The sequence below is a fragment of the Escherichia sp. E14S1 genome (assembly GCF_004211995.1).
In the GTDB taxonomy this organism is placed as follows: domain Bacteria; phylum Pseudomonadota; class Gammaproteobacteria; order Enterobacterales; family Enterobacteriaceae; genus Escherichia.
The window spans coordinates 1-14624 of the sequence record NZ_RHJQ01000010.1; the positions used below are offsets into that span (position 1 = coordinate 1).

A 14624-nucleotide genomic window follows, 5' to 3' on the forward strand; every position below is an offset into this window, starting at 1 on the left:
ATTACAGCGTGAAGATGGATCACATCGGCGATGAGATCATCGGCGCACGTAACACTGGCGAGTTAAAAGCGGGGGTGGAAGGTCAGATTACTCCGCATCTGCAACTGTGGGGCAACGTCGCCCAGCAGTTGGGTGACAATGGTTACAGCGATACCCAGGGAATGCTGGGCGTGAAATATCTCTTCTGATATACCACTTTGCCACCTGTCACGTACAGGTGGCATGTTCCCTGCGTCAACCAGATAAGCGTAGCGCACCAGGCAAGCCTGACGGTGCTGTTGCATCTCCGGCTGCTTCTGCACTAACCAACTAAATGTGCAGTTCCTGCAACTTCTCTTTCGGCAGCGCCAGTTCTTCATTGCTGTTGATGCGCACGTCACGTTCCAGAATGCTACGCGCAATATCCTGTGCTTCCTGCAAAGAGTGCATCTGGTAAGTACCGCACTGATAGACGTTAAGTTCCGGGATCTGATTCTGATCCTGCACTTTCAGCACGTCTTCCATTGCCGCTTTCCAGGCATCAGCGACACGCTGCTCATCAGGCGTACCAATCAGACTCATATAAAAACCAGTGCGGCAGCCCATTGGTGAGATATCGATAATCTCAACGCCATTACCGTTAAGATGGTTACGCATAAAACCAGCAAACAGGTGCTCCAGGGTATGGATCCCTCTTTCTGGCATCACTTCTTTGTTCGGCACGCAGAAGCGAAGATCGAACACGGTAATTGCGTCGCCATGCGGGGTGTTCATTGTTTTTGCCACCCGAACTGCAGGCGCTTCCATCCGGGTATGATCGACTGTGAAGCTATCTAACAACGGCATTTAGCCACCTCCGGTAAATTTTTTTTAAATATTCTGAACTCTTTCTTCCCAGGCGAGTCTGAGTATATGAAAGACGCGCATTTGTTATCATCATCCCTGAATTCAGAGATGAAATTTTGGCCACTCACGAGTGGCCTTTTTCTTTTCTGTCAGGCGTGTTTTTCCAGCCACACCGCAAACGGTTCGGTATCAGCGGCTTCCATTTCCTGCTGGCGACGTTCAGACGCCTCGCGCTCGGCTACAAAATCCTCTTCGCGCAGAATTTCCAGCGGCTCTTCACGCAGAAGATTACGGTAGGCTTCTGCAAACGCTTTACCTGTTCCGCCAATGCCAGTATCAATCATAGACCTTAAGATACGCGCAGAGAAAGTCAGATCAGGATTATCGAAGCAGGCGACCAGTTCATCACACACTTTCTGGTACGCTTCGCCGCCGTTAATGCTATCCAGCGTTTGCGCGACGCGTTTTAGATCGCGGAACAGATCTTTACCCACCTGCGGCAACGGGAATTGCGCAGTTTCGCAACCGATACCCAGCGTCAGGCCCGGTTTACGACCCTCGAGGATCACCCGGTTCCAGTTAACGCGTGTACAGGCAAGTTCGCTACTGCTCATTTCCGGTGCATCAGCCAGCGCACACCAGACCATAAACAGGTCGAGGAAACGCACCTGCTGTTCATCTACACCAATCGGCGAGAACGGGTTGATGTCCAGCGAACGCACTTCAATATATTCAATGCCGCCACGTAATAGCGCATCAGAAGGCGATTCTCCGCTGCGAGTAACGCGTTTTGGACGAATCGGCGCATACAGTTCGTTTTCAATCTGCAGCACGTTGCTGTTGATTTGTAGCCGCTTACCGTGTTTCTCAATACCAATCTTCGCGTACTCTTCCGACGGCGTTTTGATAGCCTGCTTGAGCCCTGCGACGTACTCGTAGAGATCGTTGAAGGTAATACCGAGATTGCTTTGCGATTTATTGGTATAGCCAAGATCGCTCAAACGAAGAGAGGTCGCATACGGCAGGTAATACATACCGCACTCGGTTTTCTCAAACGGCAGCGACGTTGGTTTTCCTTGCAGGAAAGAAGAACAAATCGCCGGAGACGCACCAAACAGATAAGGGATGACCCAACCGAAGCGATAGTAGTTGCGGATAACGCGGAAATAGCCCGCAGAAATTTTCTCTTTGGCATCAGCGCCCGAGATATCACCGCACTTCGCTTGCCAGAATGCCATTGGCAAAGAGAAATTGTAGTGCACGCCGGAAATGGTTTGCATCAGCGCGCCGTAGCGATTTTTCAGCCCTTCACGGTACAGCGTTTTAAAGCGTCCGGTGTTAGAAGTGCCGTACTGTGCCAGTTCGATGTCCTGACCTTCTGCGATGTAGCATGGCATGCTTAACGGCCACATCCGCTCATCGCCCATATTGCGCGCCGTATAACGATGCAGGTCGCGCATAAAGGTCAGCATATGTTCAATATCACCATCCACTGGTGTAATAAATTCCAGCAATGCTTCCGCAAAATCGGTGGTTATCCATTTATGCGTTAGTGCGGAACCTAATGCTTCAGGATGACCTGTTGTTGCAAGTGTGCCATCAGCATTAACACGCAAAGTTTCGCGCTCCAGCCCACGCTGTATCCCCTTTAACGCCTGAGGATGTTTTTCCAGCCAGGCCAGCGCCTGTGATACGTCCGGGATCAAATTGACCTCCCGCCTGTCAAAATCGTTTTATTTAGCATAACTGTAATGGTGGCCATGTGTGCAGGCCTACAATTAGTGCCACCACATCATGCCCTGAACGGTAGCTACTGCAATCGCAACATAGCGTAACGCTTTACCAAGGCACAAAAAAAAGATTACTGGTCCCCACGAGATGCGCATCCATCCCGCTAACAGACACAGTAAATCGCCAACCACGGGCATCCAGCTTAATAATAGTGTGATTGCACCATATCGTTTCAGCCAGCCGATGGCTTTCTCTTGCCAGCGCGATGTTTTGCGCAGTGGAAAGAAACGCCCAAGGATAACGTTAGTTAGCCCTCCAAGGCTATTACCCATTGTTGCTGTTAACACTAAAACCCAGGGATGACTTACCCCGGAAAGTAACATTGCAACCAGGACGACTTCGGAATTACCGGGTAATAGTGTAGCGCTGAGGAAACTACTGGCAAACAACGAGAAAAGCGATAAAGCTTCACTCACAGCAAGCGAACATCCACAGCGTCCATGCCTGCAGCGCGAGCAGCCTGAATACCGAAATCAGCATCTTCAAAGACCACACACTGCGTTGGTTGCACGCCCATACGCTGTGCGCACAACAAAAATGTGTCTGGCGCAGGTTTATGGTGTTTGACGTGATCGGCGGCAACGACCGCATCAAAATAACGGCGTAATCCCAGGTGCGCCAGCAATGCCTCAGCGATGGCGCTTTCACTCCCCGTTCCAACAGCCATTGGTCGACGTCCGTGCCAGCTTTTCACCACTTCAACAAGAGGAAGCGGCTCGACGCTATCCAGCAGCATACTTCTTACTGCTTCTGTTTTTTCACGCGCTAACGCATGCGGGTCGAGATCGGCCTGATTCAGCTCAATAATCGCCTGAGCAATACGCCACGTGGGCGAGCCATTAAGCGCAATCATCGCCTGAACATCGTACTGAAGACCGTAATGCCCTAATACTTCGCGCCACGCTTTACGGTGCGTAGGCTCCGTATCCAGGATTGTGCCATCCATATCAAAAATTAAACCTGCATAACGCTCGTACATGGTCTTCTCGCAAGTCGAAAAATATGACGCTACTTTAGCGTAATTGCTTGATTTTGTCGCTGATGGCGAAGGAGAAGAAAATTCAGGAAATGGATAAAGTAGTTATTTAGAAATGAGATATTTTTGAAGGAAATTTTTTGGAGAAGATGGTGCATCCGGGAGGATTCGAACCTCCGACCGCTCGGTTCGTAGCCGAGTACTCTATCCAGCTGAGCTACGGATGCATCGGGAAATTTATTTTACTGCTGATATTGATACCGCTACGAAAGCCATATCAAGTAAGAGATGGTGCATCCGGGAGGATTACTCGCCTTGCGGCTCGCCCTTCGGGCCGTTGCTAAAGCAACGTTATCCTTCCTGGTGCCTGCGGTTAGTACCGCTACTTTTTCCATACCTTCATAGCTGAAAGTTACGGAGAATATGGTGCATCCGGGAGGATTCGAACCTCCGACCGCTCGGTTCGTAGCCGAGTACTCTATCCAGCTGAGCTACGGATGCATCAGGGAATTTATTTTACTGCTGATATTGATATCGCTACTAAAGCCATATCAAGTAAGAGATGGTGCATCCGGGAGGATTCGAACCTCCGACCGCTCGGTTCGTAGCCGAGTACTCTATCCAGCTGAGCTACGGATGCATCGGGAAACTTACTTTACTGCAGATTTTTTGATACCGCTACTAAAGCCGTATCAAGTAAGAGATGGTGCATCCGGGAGGATTCGAACCTCCGACCGCTCGGTTCGTAGCCGAGTACTCTATCCAGCTGAGCTACGGATGCAAATGGCGGTGAGGCGGGGATTCGAACCCCGGATGCAGCTTTTGACCGCATACTCCCTTAGCAGGGGAGCGCCTTCAGCCTCTCGGCCACCTCACCACACGCCTCTTACGAGTGCTTCGAAGAACTTGTTTATCGCTCATCGTCGCTGCGTGGCGCACATATTACTTTCTGAGACTTATAAGTCAAACAATTTTTCCCACACTTTTATCGTTTGCACACTTCGCGCTCAATTAGTCTGTAAAAACGTCAAAAAGAGTGTTTTATCAACAGAAAAACAGGCCTCTGACAGGTAGCAGTGATAGAGAAAAATGAAGGCAAAAGTTAAATGAACGGGAGTAACGCGAAAAAAAATGAAGTGAAAGAGAAATTTTGAGGGTGCGTCTCACCGTTAAAGATGAGACGCGGAAAGATTAGTAACTGGACTGCTGGGATTTTTCAGCCTGGATACGCTGGTAGATCTCTTCACGGTGAACAGAAACTTCCTTCGGGGCGTTTACGCCAATACGTACTTGGTTGCCCTTTACCCCTAAAACTGTCACGGTGACCTCATCCCCAATCATGAGGGTCTCACCAACTCGACGAGTCAGAATCAGCATTCTTTGCTCCTTGAAAGATTAAAAGAGTCGGGTCTCTCTGTATCCCGGCATTATCCATCATATAACGCCAAAAAGTAAGCAATGACAAACACATTACATCTAAGCAGTCATGGCATTACATTCTGTTAAACCTAAGTTTAGCCGATATACACAACTTCAACCTGACTTTATCATTGTCGATAGCGTCGATGCGAATGCCGTGAAGCAAGTCCACGGCATTGCCTGACACTTATATTATTGCAATTTCGCGCTGACCCAGCCTTTCACACTGGCTAACGCTGCAGGTAAGGCCGCAGCATCCGTACCACCGGCTTGCGCCATGTCAGGACGTCCACCACCCTTGCCGCCCACCTGCTGAGCGACCATACCAATCAGTTCCCCTGCTTTCACGCGATCTGTGACGTCCTTAGATACGCCTGCAATCAGAGAAACCTTACCTTCGGCTACCGTTGCCAGCACGATAATTGTCGACCCCAGCTGATTTTTTAAATCGTCAACCATGGTGCGCAACATTTTCGGCTCAACACCGCTAAGCTCACTAACCAACAGCTTAACACCATTAACATCAATTGCCTTACTGGAAAGATTTGCGCTCTCCTGTGCGGCAGCCTGTTCTTTAAGCTGTTGTAACTCTTTTTCCAGCTGACGCGTACGTTCCAGTACTGAGCGCACTTTATCAGCCAGATTATTGCTATCGCCTTTCAGCAGATGCGCGACTTCGCTTAAGCGATCGCTGTCTGCATGAACGGTGGCGATAGCACCTTCTCCGGTTACCGCTTCGATACGACGAACGCCTGCAGCAGTACCCGATTCAGAAATGATACGGAACAGACCAATATCACCGGTGCGGCTGGCGTGAGTACCACCACACAGCTCGGTGGAGAAATCGCCCATGCTCAGCACACGTACACGTTCATCATACTTCTCGCCGAACAGCGCCATCGCACCTTTCGCTTTCGCCGCTTCGAGATCCATGATGTTGGTTTCGATAGGCAAGTTACGACGAATCTGCGCGTTCACCAGATCTTCGACAGCACGAATCTCTTCTGGTTTCATCGCTTCGTTATGCGAGAAGTCAAAACGCAGCACCTTGTCATTAACCAGCGAACCTTTCTGGGAGACATGAGTACCCAGAACCTGACGCAGCGCAGCGTGCATCAGGTGCGTTGCGGAGTGATTCAGACGAATACGAGCGCGACGAGCTTCATCTACATCTGCCTGTACCGCGTCGCCCACTTTCAGAGAACCCGCAGCAAGTTTACCGATGTGACCAATCGCCTGGCCATATTTCTGCGTATCTTCCACCGCAAAGGAGAAGTTAGCGCCTTTCAGTTCGCCTTTATCGCCAACCTGACCGCCGGATTCTGCATAGAATGGCGTTTGATCCAGCACGACCACAGCTTCCTGGCCTGCATTGATGGCATCAACCGCTTTACCATCAACAAACAGCGCGGTCACTTTGCCGTTCAGTTCCAGATGGTCATAGCCTTTAAATTCAGATGCACTATCAACACGGATCATTGCGTTGTAATCGGCACCAAAGCCGCTGGCTTCGCGCGCACGACGACGCTGCTCTTCCATTGCTGCTTCAAAACCAGCTTCGTCAACTTTGATGTTGCGCTCACGGCAAACGTCAGCCGTCAGGTCAACCGGGAAGCCGTAGGTGTCGTACAGGCGGAAAGCTGTTTCACCATCCAGCGTATCACCAGAAAGTTTTGCCAGCTCTTCATCCAGCAGTGCCAGACCGCGCTCCAGAGTACGGGCAAACTGCTCTTCTTCAGTCTTCAGCACCTGCTCAACCTGCGCCTGCTGGCGTTTCAGGTCTTCACCCGCAGAGCCCATAACGTCGATCAGCGGACCAACCAGTTTGTAGAAGAAGGTTTCTTTCGCGCCCAGCATATTGCCGTGACGCACTGCGCGACGAATGATACGACGCAGCACATAACCACGGTTTTCGTTGGACGGCATTACGCCATCCGCGATCAGGAACGCACAAGAACGAATGTGGTCAGCGATAACGCGCAGCGATTTATTGCTCAGATCGGTCGCGCCAGTCACCTTAGCCACCGCCTGAATCAGCGTACGGAACAGGTCGATATCATAGTTGGAGTTTACGTGTTGCAGCACGGCGGCAATACGCTCCAGCCCCATACCGGTATCTACAGACGGCTTCGGCAGCGGTTCCATCGTGCCATCTGCCTGGCGGTTGAACTGCATGAAGACGATGTTCCAGATCTCAATGTAGCGGTCACCGTCTTCTTCCGGGCTTCCCGGAGGGCCACCCCAAATGTGGTCGCCGTGATCGTAGAAGATTTCGGTGCACGGGCCGCACGGACCAGTGTCACCCATCTGCCAGAAGTTGTCAGATGCGTATGGCGCACCTTTGTTATCGCCGATGCGAATAATACGTTCGCGCGGGATCCCTACTTCTTTTTCCCAGATTTCGTAGGCTTCGTCGTCGCTTTCATAGACGGTAACCCACAGACGCTCTTTCGGCAGGGCAAACCATTTTTCGCTGGTCAGCAGTTCCCATGCAAACTGAATGGCATCGTGTTTGAAATAGTCGCCGAAGCTGAAGTTGCCCAGCATTTCGAAGAAGGTATGGTGACGCGCGGTGTAACCGACGTTTTCCAGGTCGTTGTGTTTACCACCCGCACGCACGCAGCGTTGGGAAGTGGTAGCGCGGGAATAATTACGCTTGTCGAGCCCAAGGAAGACATCCTTGAACTGGTTCATCCCGGCGTTGGTAAACAACAAAGTTGGGTCGTTATGGGGTACCAGGGAGCTGCTGGCAACTACCTGATGTCCCTTACTATGGAAAAAGTCGAGAAACGCCTGACGGATCTCAGCGGTGCTCTTGCTCATAATTATCCTGAAATCAAGCTAACGAAATATCGCCACCAGCTACAGCGTGTCTTAACCGCCGGGCTGGTAACTGAAAAGTGGGAATAAGATAAGTTTTCTTGACTGGGAAGTAAAATACCGTATGCGTTCAGTCGGCAAAATTTCGCCAAATCTCCTGGATATCTTCCATCAGATAGCCACGATAGAGCAGAAAACGCTGGATCTTAACTTTTTCTGAAAAGACAGTTGGCAAAGGTTCGCCATATTTTCGCGTCGCCTGATCACGCGCCAGCGCGCACCAGTCAATGTCACATTCACGCATCGCTTTTTCTGTCGCTTCGCGGGAAATACCTTTCTGATTCAGTTCCTGACGAATACGCGCCGGACCATAGCCTTTGCGGCTACGGCTGGCAATAAAGCGCGCAACAAATCGGCTGTCATCGAGATAGCCATGTTCATGGCACCAGGCAATAACGCGCGCGTAATCTTCTGCCGTAGCATCAATCTCTTCCGGGCCATTTTTGCCCATAATCGGTGCCGCGAGTTTACGTCGCAATTCTTGCTCACTGTGATCGCGTACCGCCAGAATGCGTACTGCTCGATCCAACAGACGAGCATATGCCGGGCGACGGGATGTTGAGTCTGTCATGGCATATCCTTAAAACTTAAAAAGCAAAAGGGCCGCAGATGCGACCCAGATTTTGCTGACAAAGTGCGCGTTGTTCATGCCGGATGCGGCGTGAGCGCCTTATCCGTCCTACAAACCGTGCAACTTCAATACATTGCAGGGAACATGTAGGCCTGATAAGCGTAGCGCATCAGGCAATTTTGCGTTTGTCATCTGTCTCAGAGTCGCAGATGCGCCCCTTGTGTATCAAACAAGACGATTAAAAATCTTCGTTAGTTTCTGCTACGCCTTCGCTGTCATCTACAGAGAAATCCGGCGTTGAGTTCGGGTTGCTCAGCAGCAACTCACGTACTTTCTTCTCGATCTCTTTCGCGGTTTCCGGGTTATCTTTCAGCCAGGCAGTCGCATTCGCTTTACCCTGACCGATCTTCTCACCTTTGTAGCTGTACCACGCGCCAGCTTTCTCGATCAGCTTCTCTTTCACGCCTAGGTCAACCAACTCGCCGTAGAAGTTGATGCCTTCACCGTAGAGGATCTGGAATTCAGCCTGTTTAAACGGCGCTGCAATTTTGTTCTTAACCACTTTCACGCGGGTTTCGCTACCCACTACGTTTTCGCCCTCTTTCACCGCGCCGATACGACGGATGTCGAGACGAACAGAGGCGTAGAATTTCAGCGCGTTACCACCGGTAGTGGTTTCCGGGTTACCGAACATCACACCAATTTTCATACGGATCTGGTTGATGAAGATCAGCAGCGTGTTGGACTGCTTCAGGTTACCCGCCAGCTTACGCATCGCCTGACTCATCATACGTGCTGCAAGGCCCATGTGAGAGTCGCCGATTTCGCCTTCGATTTCCGCTTTCGGCGTCAGTGCCGCCACGGAGTCAACGACGATAACGTCTACTGCGCCAGAACGCGCCAGAGCGTCACAGATTTCCAGTGCCTGCTCGCCGGTGTCCGGCTGGGAGCATAGCAGGTTGTCGATATCGACACCCAATTTACGTGCATAGACTGGGTCCAGCGCGTGTTCAGCATCGATAAACGCACAGGTTTTACCTTCGCGCTGGGCAGCGGCAATCACCTGCAGCGTCAGCGTGGTTTTACCGGAAGATTCCGGTCCGTAGATTTCGACGATACGGCCCATCGGCAGACCACCTGCTCCGAGCGCGATATCCAGTGAAAGCGAACCAGTAGAGATGGTTTCCACATCCATGGAACGGTCTTCACCCAGGCGCATGATGGAGCCTTTACCAAATTGTTTCTCAATCTGGCCCAGTGCTGCCGCCAACGCTTTCTGTTTGTTTTCGTCGATAGCCATTTTTACTCCTGTCATGCCGGGTAATACCGGATAGTCAATATGTTCTGTTGAAGCAATTATACTGTATAGTCATACAGTATCAAGTGTTTTGTAGAAATTGTTGCCGCAGCGTATTTAAGGCATAAGCCGTCGCCTTACGACGCACGGCATCGCGGTCGCCGCTAAAGCATTCCCGGCAGGTAATGCCTTCGCCGCGGGCTGTGGCAAAAGCAAACCAGACGGTGCCGACAGGCTTCTCTTCGCTGCCGCCATCCGGTCCGGCGATGCCACTGATAGCAACCGCATAATCAGCACGAGCCGCTTTCAGTGCGCCTATCGCCATTTCCACCACAACAGGTTCACTCACCGCGCCATGCTGCGCCAGCGTCTCTTCGCGTACGCCGATCATCTGCGCTTTGGCTTCGTTACTGTAGGTGACAAATCCGCGTTCAAACCAGGCGGAACTGCCGGCAATATCGGTAATCACTTTCGCTACCCAACCGCCAGTACAGGATTCAGCGGTTGTTACGGTTGCGCCACGGGATTTCAGCGCCAGCCCTACCTGCTCGCTTAACTGCATCAGTTCACTGTCAGTCATCACAACCTCTGTCAGTCAAAAATTTATGCCGGACAAGATAGCACTTTCCCGCAGAAGATGGGGACCAGCGATTCATTTTACGAGTCGCATTCCGAAATAAGACTGTTGCGGCCAACCGGTAAAGAAAAACGCTACCATGCAGCGTTCATATTGCCAGGTATTCACAAGGAGAGAAAAATAATGACAACAAAGAAAACGGATAACCCCCCCCAAAACGTGCTTAAACAGACCACGCAAATGCGTATGTGGGTCATCATTGGTGGCATCAGCGCACTGGTTTCAGTGATATGTAAGATTTTATCTTCTGGCTATCTTGAACCTTTCGACTTCGGTCAGGCTGCGTTAGGCGTTGTCGGCCTGGGATATGCGATATCGCTGTCGAAAAAAATCAAGCAATTACGTCATTCGAATAAACAGTAAGAAAGCAGAGGGAAGTTTAACCTCCCTCTTGCAGATAGTTACTGTACGCGCGCCAGCGCCACGGCTTGTCCTAACTGCCAGACCGCCATTGCGTAATGGGTGCTGTGGTTATAACGGGTAATGGTGTAGAAGTTCGGCAGACCGTACCAGTACTGATAACCTGTTCCAACATCCAAACGCAGCAGGCTGGCCTGTTGATGGTTGCCCAGCGACTGCTGTGGCGTTAAACCTGCCGCGGCAAGCTGCGAAATGCTGTACTTGGTTTTGAAGCCATTTGGCAAGCCTGGAGCCTGACCGTTTGCCATTACCGCGACCTGATCGCCTTTTACCCAGCCGTGCGCTTTGAAATAGTTCGCCACGCTACCGATCGCATCAACCGGATCCCACAGGTTGATATGCCCGTCGCCGCTGAAATCTACCGCATATTGTTTGTAAGACGACGGCATAAACTGTCCGTAGCCCATCGCCCCAGCAAAGGAACCTTTCAGATTGAGCGGATCGTCCTGCTCATCGCGCGCCATCAGCAGGAAGGTTTCCAGCTCGCCAGAGAAATACTCCGCGCGGCGTGGGTAGTTAAATGACAGCGTTGCCAGCGCATCGAGGATGCGGGTTTTCCCCATCACGCGCCCCCAGCGGGTTTCGACGCCGATAATCCCGACGATAATTTCCGGCGGTACGCCATACACCTGCCACGCGCGATTCAGCGCATCTTCATACTGATTCCAGAAAACCACGCCGTTCTGCACGTTATCCGGCGTAATAAATTTTTTGCGATAACGCAGCCATGCGCCGTTCGGACCAGATGGCGGTTTCACCGATGTGGTTGGTGCCTGGTTATCCATCAGCCGCAGTACCGAATCCAGACGTTTCGCCTGAGAGAGAATTTCCTGCAATTGCTGACGATCGAAACCATGTTTGTTCACCATTTTTTCGATGAACTGCTGGGCATTGGGGTTATTGGCAAAATCTCCGCCCATCTGCATCACATTGTGCTGCGGCTCAAGCAGGAAGCCGCCGGACGGCGTTCCGGTGGTTGTTTCAGTCTCAGTCGGTTTTGGCTTGCTGCTACAGGCGGCAAGTAACACAAAAAGGGGAAGCAATGTTACATAACGATGCTTGAACATGAGGGGTCCATTTAACAAATTCAACCAGGGGCAAGTATGGTAAAGCATCCCGCCCAGCACAAGGAAGCGGTAGTCTGTTTTCGGCACTCCATTTCTCTTTAGTCTCTTCTTTCAGTTCATATTTTTTCTTAAAGTATGTTGTAACTAAATTCACATATGTTGTTTCCCTTCCCATAGCGCTGGATAATGAGCGCTCATTCCGGCCATCAATCCCTGGCTGGAATAAATAAATGGACCTTAACCGGAGAGAGCAATGAGTGAAGCACTACTGAACGCGGGACGTCAGACGTTAATGCTGGAGTTGCAGGAAGCAAGCCGTTTACCGGAACGTCTGGGCGATGATTTTGTTCGCGCCGCCAATATCATCCTGCACTGCGAAGGCAAAGTGGTAGTTTCGGGAATTGGCAAATCGGGCCACATTGGTAAGAAAATCGCCGCAACACTTGCCAGCACCGGCACACCGGCTTTTTTTGTCCATCCGGCAGAAGCACTGCACGGCGATCTGGGGATGATTGAAAGCCGCGATGTGATGCTGTTTATCTCTTACTCCGGTGGAGCGAAGGAACTGGATCTGATTATTCCGCGTCTGGAAGACAAATCTATCGCGCTGCTGGCGATGACCGGCAAACCGACGTCACCGCTGGGACTCGCGGCGAAAGCGGTGCTGGATATCTCCGTAGAACGCGAAGCCTGTCCGATGCACCTTGCTCCGACCTCCAGCACCGTCAATACCCTGATGATGGGTGATGCGCTGGCGATGGCGGTCATGCAGGCACGCGGATTTAATGAAGAAGATTTTGCCCGCTCCCACCCAGCTGGGGCACTGGGCGCTCGCTTGCTGAATAAAGTGCATCATCTGATGCGCCGTGATGACGCTATCCCACAGGTAGCGTTAACCGCAAGCGTGATGGATGCGATGCTGGAACTCAGCCGCACCGGTCTGGGGCTGGTGGCGGTATGTGACGCTCAACAACAGGTACAAGGCGTCTTTACCGACGGTGATTTACGTCGCTGGCTGGTTGGCGGCGGCGCACTCACCACGCCAGTTAATGAAGCGATGACGACAGGCGGCACGACATTACAGGCACAAAGTCGCGCCATCGACGCCAAAGAAGTTCTGATGAAGCGCAAAATCACTGCCGCACCGGTGGTGGATGAAAACGGCAAACTCACCGGCGCAATTAACCTGCAGGATTTCTATCAGGCCGGGATTATTTAATCCTTCAATCCCAGACGTTTCGCCAGCCGATGCAGGTTGGCGACGTCGGTTTCCAGCATCCGCGCGCAGGCAGCCCAGTTGTGATGATTTTGTGCCAGTGCCTGGCGAATGGTTTCACGCTGGAACGCTTCTGTCGCTTCACGCAGATTTTGCTTAACGACGGGCGTTGTCATCACTTCTGGCAGCGGCAACGCCTCCTCAGGAAAAGCAAAATGTTGCGCCTCAAGAATCACTTCATCGCCGCTGCGAGTGGCTCTCGCCAGCACTACCGCCCGATGAATAGCATGTTCCAGTTCGCGCACGTTCCCCGGAAAACTGTAGTGTTGCAGTAATTTTCGCGCCCCGGCACTTAATACCACGCGGGAGAGCCCCAGCCGCAAACGACACTGCTCACAGAAATACCCTGCCAGCAGAATGACGTCATCGCCCCGCTCACGCAGCGGCGGCACCGAAAGTGGAAACACGCTCAGGCGATGAAACAAGTCGGCGCGAAATCGCCCTGCCAGCACCTCTTCGCGTAAGTCGCGGTTAGTCGCAGCCAGCACGCGCACATCGACCCGCAAACTGCGGTCATCGCCAACGCGCTGAATATCGCCATACTGCAACACCCTCAGCAGCTTGGCCTGCAATGCCAACGACAACTCGCCGATCTCATCCAGAAACAGCGTGCCGTTATCCGCCATTTCAAACTTCCCGCTGCGGTTACTGATAGCGCCAGTAAACGCTCCTTTCACATGCCCGAACAACTCACTTTCCGCCACACTTTCCGGCAGTGCGGCACAGTTGAGATAGACCAGCGGATTCACCGCCCTTGGCGAGGCTTCATGAATCGCTTTCGCCACCAGCTCCTTACCGGTTCCCGTCTCACCGCTGATCAGGACGTTGAGATCGGACGCCGCCACAATCTCAATCTCTTTTTTCAATTGCGTCATACCTGGCGACAGACCGATCATCTGCGTCTGTTTCACCGCTTCAAACGGCGCGGCATCGCTTGGCAGCATATTCTGGCTTTCCAGTTGTTCAATCAGCAACGCATTACTTAACGCTCCCGCCGCCAGCGCAGCAATCAGCCGTAACTCTTCGTCGCTGAAAACATCGAACTGATCGGGCTGCATCCCGTCGAGCGTCAGTGCGCCGATCAAGTTTTGTCCGGCAAACAACGGCAGGCCAACGCAGGCGTGAACCTTCAGACTCTCCTGCCCGGGAATCAAACCGTCATAGGGATCGGGCAATTCGCTGTCTGCGGGAAAACGCACCACGTCCCCGGCGCGGGCAATCGCTTCCAGCCGCGGATGACCTTCCAGCGCAAAGCGTCTACCGAGTACATCCTTCGCCAGCCCGTCGATGGCAAGCGGAATAAACTGCCGCGAGTCGTAACGTAGCAACGCAGACGCATCGCACTCCAGCACCTGACGCAGCGTGGTGATCAGGCGCTGAAAACGATCCTGATGTCCAATCCCACGCTGCAATTCGATGGCGATATTCGCCAGCACATCAACGGAAAAACTCATCTTTGCCTCAC

Annotated in this window: 14 protein-coding genes and 5 tRNA genes; 3 read left to right on the top strand and 16 right to left on the bottom strand. The window is 52.0% G+C overall.

What is annotated here, in order from left to right; all coding sequences use genetic code 11:
• The coding region (locus tag D9734_RS11590; RefSeq protein WP_130207604.1) for an autotransporter outer membrane beta-barrel domain-containing protein at nt 1-188 on the top strand (188 nt) is incomplete at its 5' end.
• A 121-nt stretch (nt 189-309) separates the two neighbouring features.
• Here D9734_RS11590 and luxS read toward each other — a convergent pair.
• The 14 genes from luxS to pncC form a co-directional block, all read right to left on the bottom strand.
• Nucleotides 310-825, bottom strand: a complete 516-nt coding sequence (gene luxS / locus D9734_RS11595) for an S-ribosylhomocysteine lyase (protein ID WP_001130211.1) — start codon at nt 823-825, stop codon at nt 310-312.
• Between the two features lie 149 nt (nt 826-974).
• Nucleotides 975-2531, bottom strand: coding sequence for a glutamate--cysteine ligase (gene gshA, locus D9734_RS11600; protein WP_130207606.1), 1557 nt, complete (start codon nt 2529-2531; stop codon nt 975-977).
• Between the two features lie 72 nt (nt 2532-2603).
• On the bottom strand, nt 2604-3032 hold the full coding sequence (locus tag D9734_RS11605) for a YqaA family protein (RefSeq protein WP_064529936.1): 429 nt from the start codon (nt 3030-3032) through the stop codon (nt 2604-2606).
• Entirely contained in the window at nt 3029-3595 is a 567-nt protein-coding gene (gene yqaB, locus D9734_RS11610; RefSeq protein WP_000273309.1) for a fructose-1-phosphate/6-phosphogluconate phosphatase, read from the bottom strand. Before yqaB ends, D9734_RS11605 begins: the two co-directional genes overlap by 4 nt.
• Before the next feature lie 147 nt (nt 3596-3742).
• Nucleotides 3743-3819 (bottom strand) — tRNA-Arg (locus D9734_RS11615).
• A 197-nt stretch (nt 3820-4016) separates the two neighbouring features.
• Nucleotides 4017-4093: transfer RNA gene (locus D9734_RS11620), tRNA-Arg, on the bottom strand.
• A gap of 62 nt (nt 4094-4155) precedes the next feature.
• A tRNA-Arg gene (locus D9734_RS11625) sits at nt 4156-4232 on the bottom strand.
• Nucleotides 4233-4296: 64 nt separating this feature from the next.
• Nucleotides 4297-4373 (bottom strand) — tRNA-Arg (locus D9734_RS11630).
• 3 nt (nt 4374-4376) lie between these two features.
• Nucleotides 4377-4469: transfer RNA gene (locus D9734_RS11635), tRNA-Ser, on the bottom strand.
• 314 nt (nt 4470-4783) lie between these two features.
• Nucleotides 4784-4969 carry a carbon storage regulator CsrA gene (gene csrA, locus D9734_RS11640; protein ID WP_000906486.1) on the bottom strand — a complete coding sequence of 62 codons (186 nt, stop codon included), beginning with the start codon at nt 4967-4969 and terminating at the stop codon, nt 4784-4786.
• Nucleotides 4970-5203: 234 nt separating this feature from the next.
• Complete coding sequence (alaS, locus tag D9734_RS11645; RefSeq protein ID WP_000047170.1) at nt 5204-7834, bottom strand: alanine--tRNA ligase; 2631 nt, start codon at nt 7832-7834, stop codon at nt 5204-5206.
• Nucleotides 7835-7961: 127 nt separating this feature from the next.
• Nucleotides 7962-8462, bottom strand: coding sequence for a recombination regulator RecX (gene recX / locus D9734_RS11650; protein WP_130207608.1), 501 nt, complete (start codon nt 8460-8462; stop codon nt 7962-7964).
• A gap of 238 nt (nt 8463-8700) precedes the next feature.
• Entirely contained in the window at nt 8701-9762 is a 1062-nt protein-coding gene (recA, locus tag D9734_RS11655; RefSeq protein ID WP_000963153.1) for a recombinase RecA, read from the bottom strand.
• Between the two features lie 79 nt (nt 9763-9841).
• Nucleotides 9842-10339, bottom strand: coding sequence for a nicotinamide-nucleotide amidase (gene pncC / locus D9734_RS11660; protein ID WP_130207610.1), 498 nt, complete (start codon nt 10337-10339; stop codon nt 9842-9844).
• Nucleotides 10340-10519: 180 nt separating this feature from the next.
• Between pncC and D9734_RS11665 the strand changes: the two genes are divergently transcribed.
• Nucleotides 10520-10759, top strand: coding sequence for a hypothetical protein (locus D9734_RS11665; RefSeq protein WP_130207612.1), 240 nt, complete (start codon nt 10520-10522; stop codon nt 10757-10759).
• A 38-nt stretch (nt 10760-10797) separates the two neighbouring features.
• On the opposite strand, the gene mltB is transcribed toward D9734_RS11665, so the two are convergent.
• On the bottom strand, nt 10798-11883 hold the full coding sequence (mltB, locus tag D9734_RS11670) for a lytic murein transglycosylase B (RefSeq protein WP_130207614.1): 1086 nt from the start codon (nt 11881-11883) through the stop codon (nt 10798-10800).
• 253 nt (nt 11884-12136) lie between these two features.
• Between mltB and gutQ the strand changes: the two genes are divergently transcribed.
• A complete protein-coding gene (gene gutQ, locus D9734_RS11675; protein WP_001287417.1) occupies nt 12137-13102 on the top strand; it encodes an arabinose-5-phosphate isomerase GutQ in 966 nt (321 codons plus the stop codon).
• Here the strand turns inward: gutQ and norR are convergent.
• Nucleotides 13099-14613: a nitric oxide reductase transcriptional regulator NorR gene (gene norR / locus D9734_RS11680; RefSeq protein WP_130207616.1), complete on the bottom strand. Its 1515-nt coding sequence runs from the start codon at nt 14611-14613 to the stop codon at nt 13099-13101. The two genes, gutQ and norR, sit on opposite strands and share 4 nt — an antisense overlap.
• Nucleotides 14614-14624: the final 11 nt, after the last annotated feature.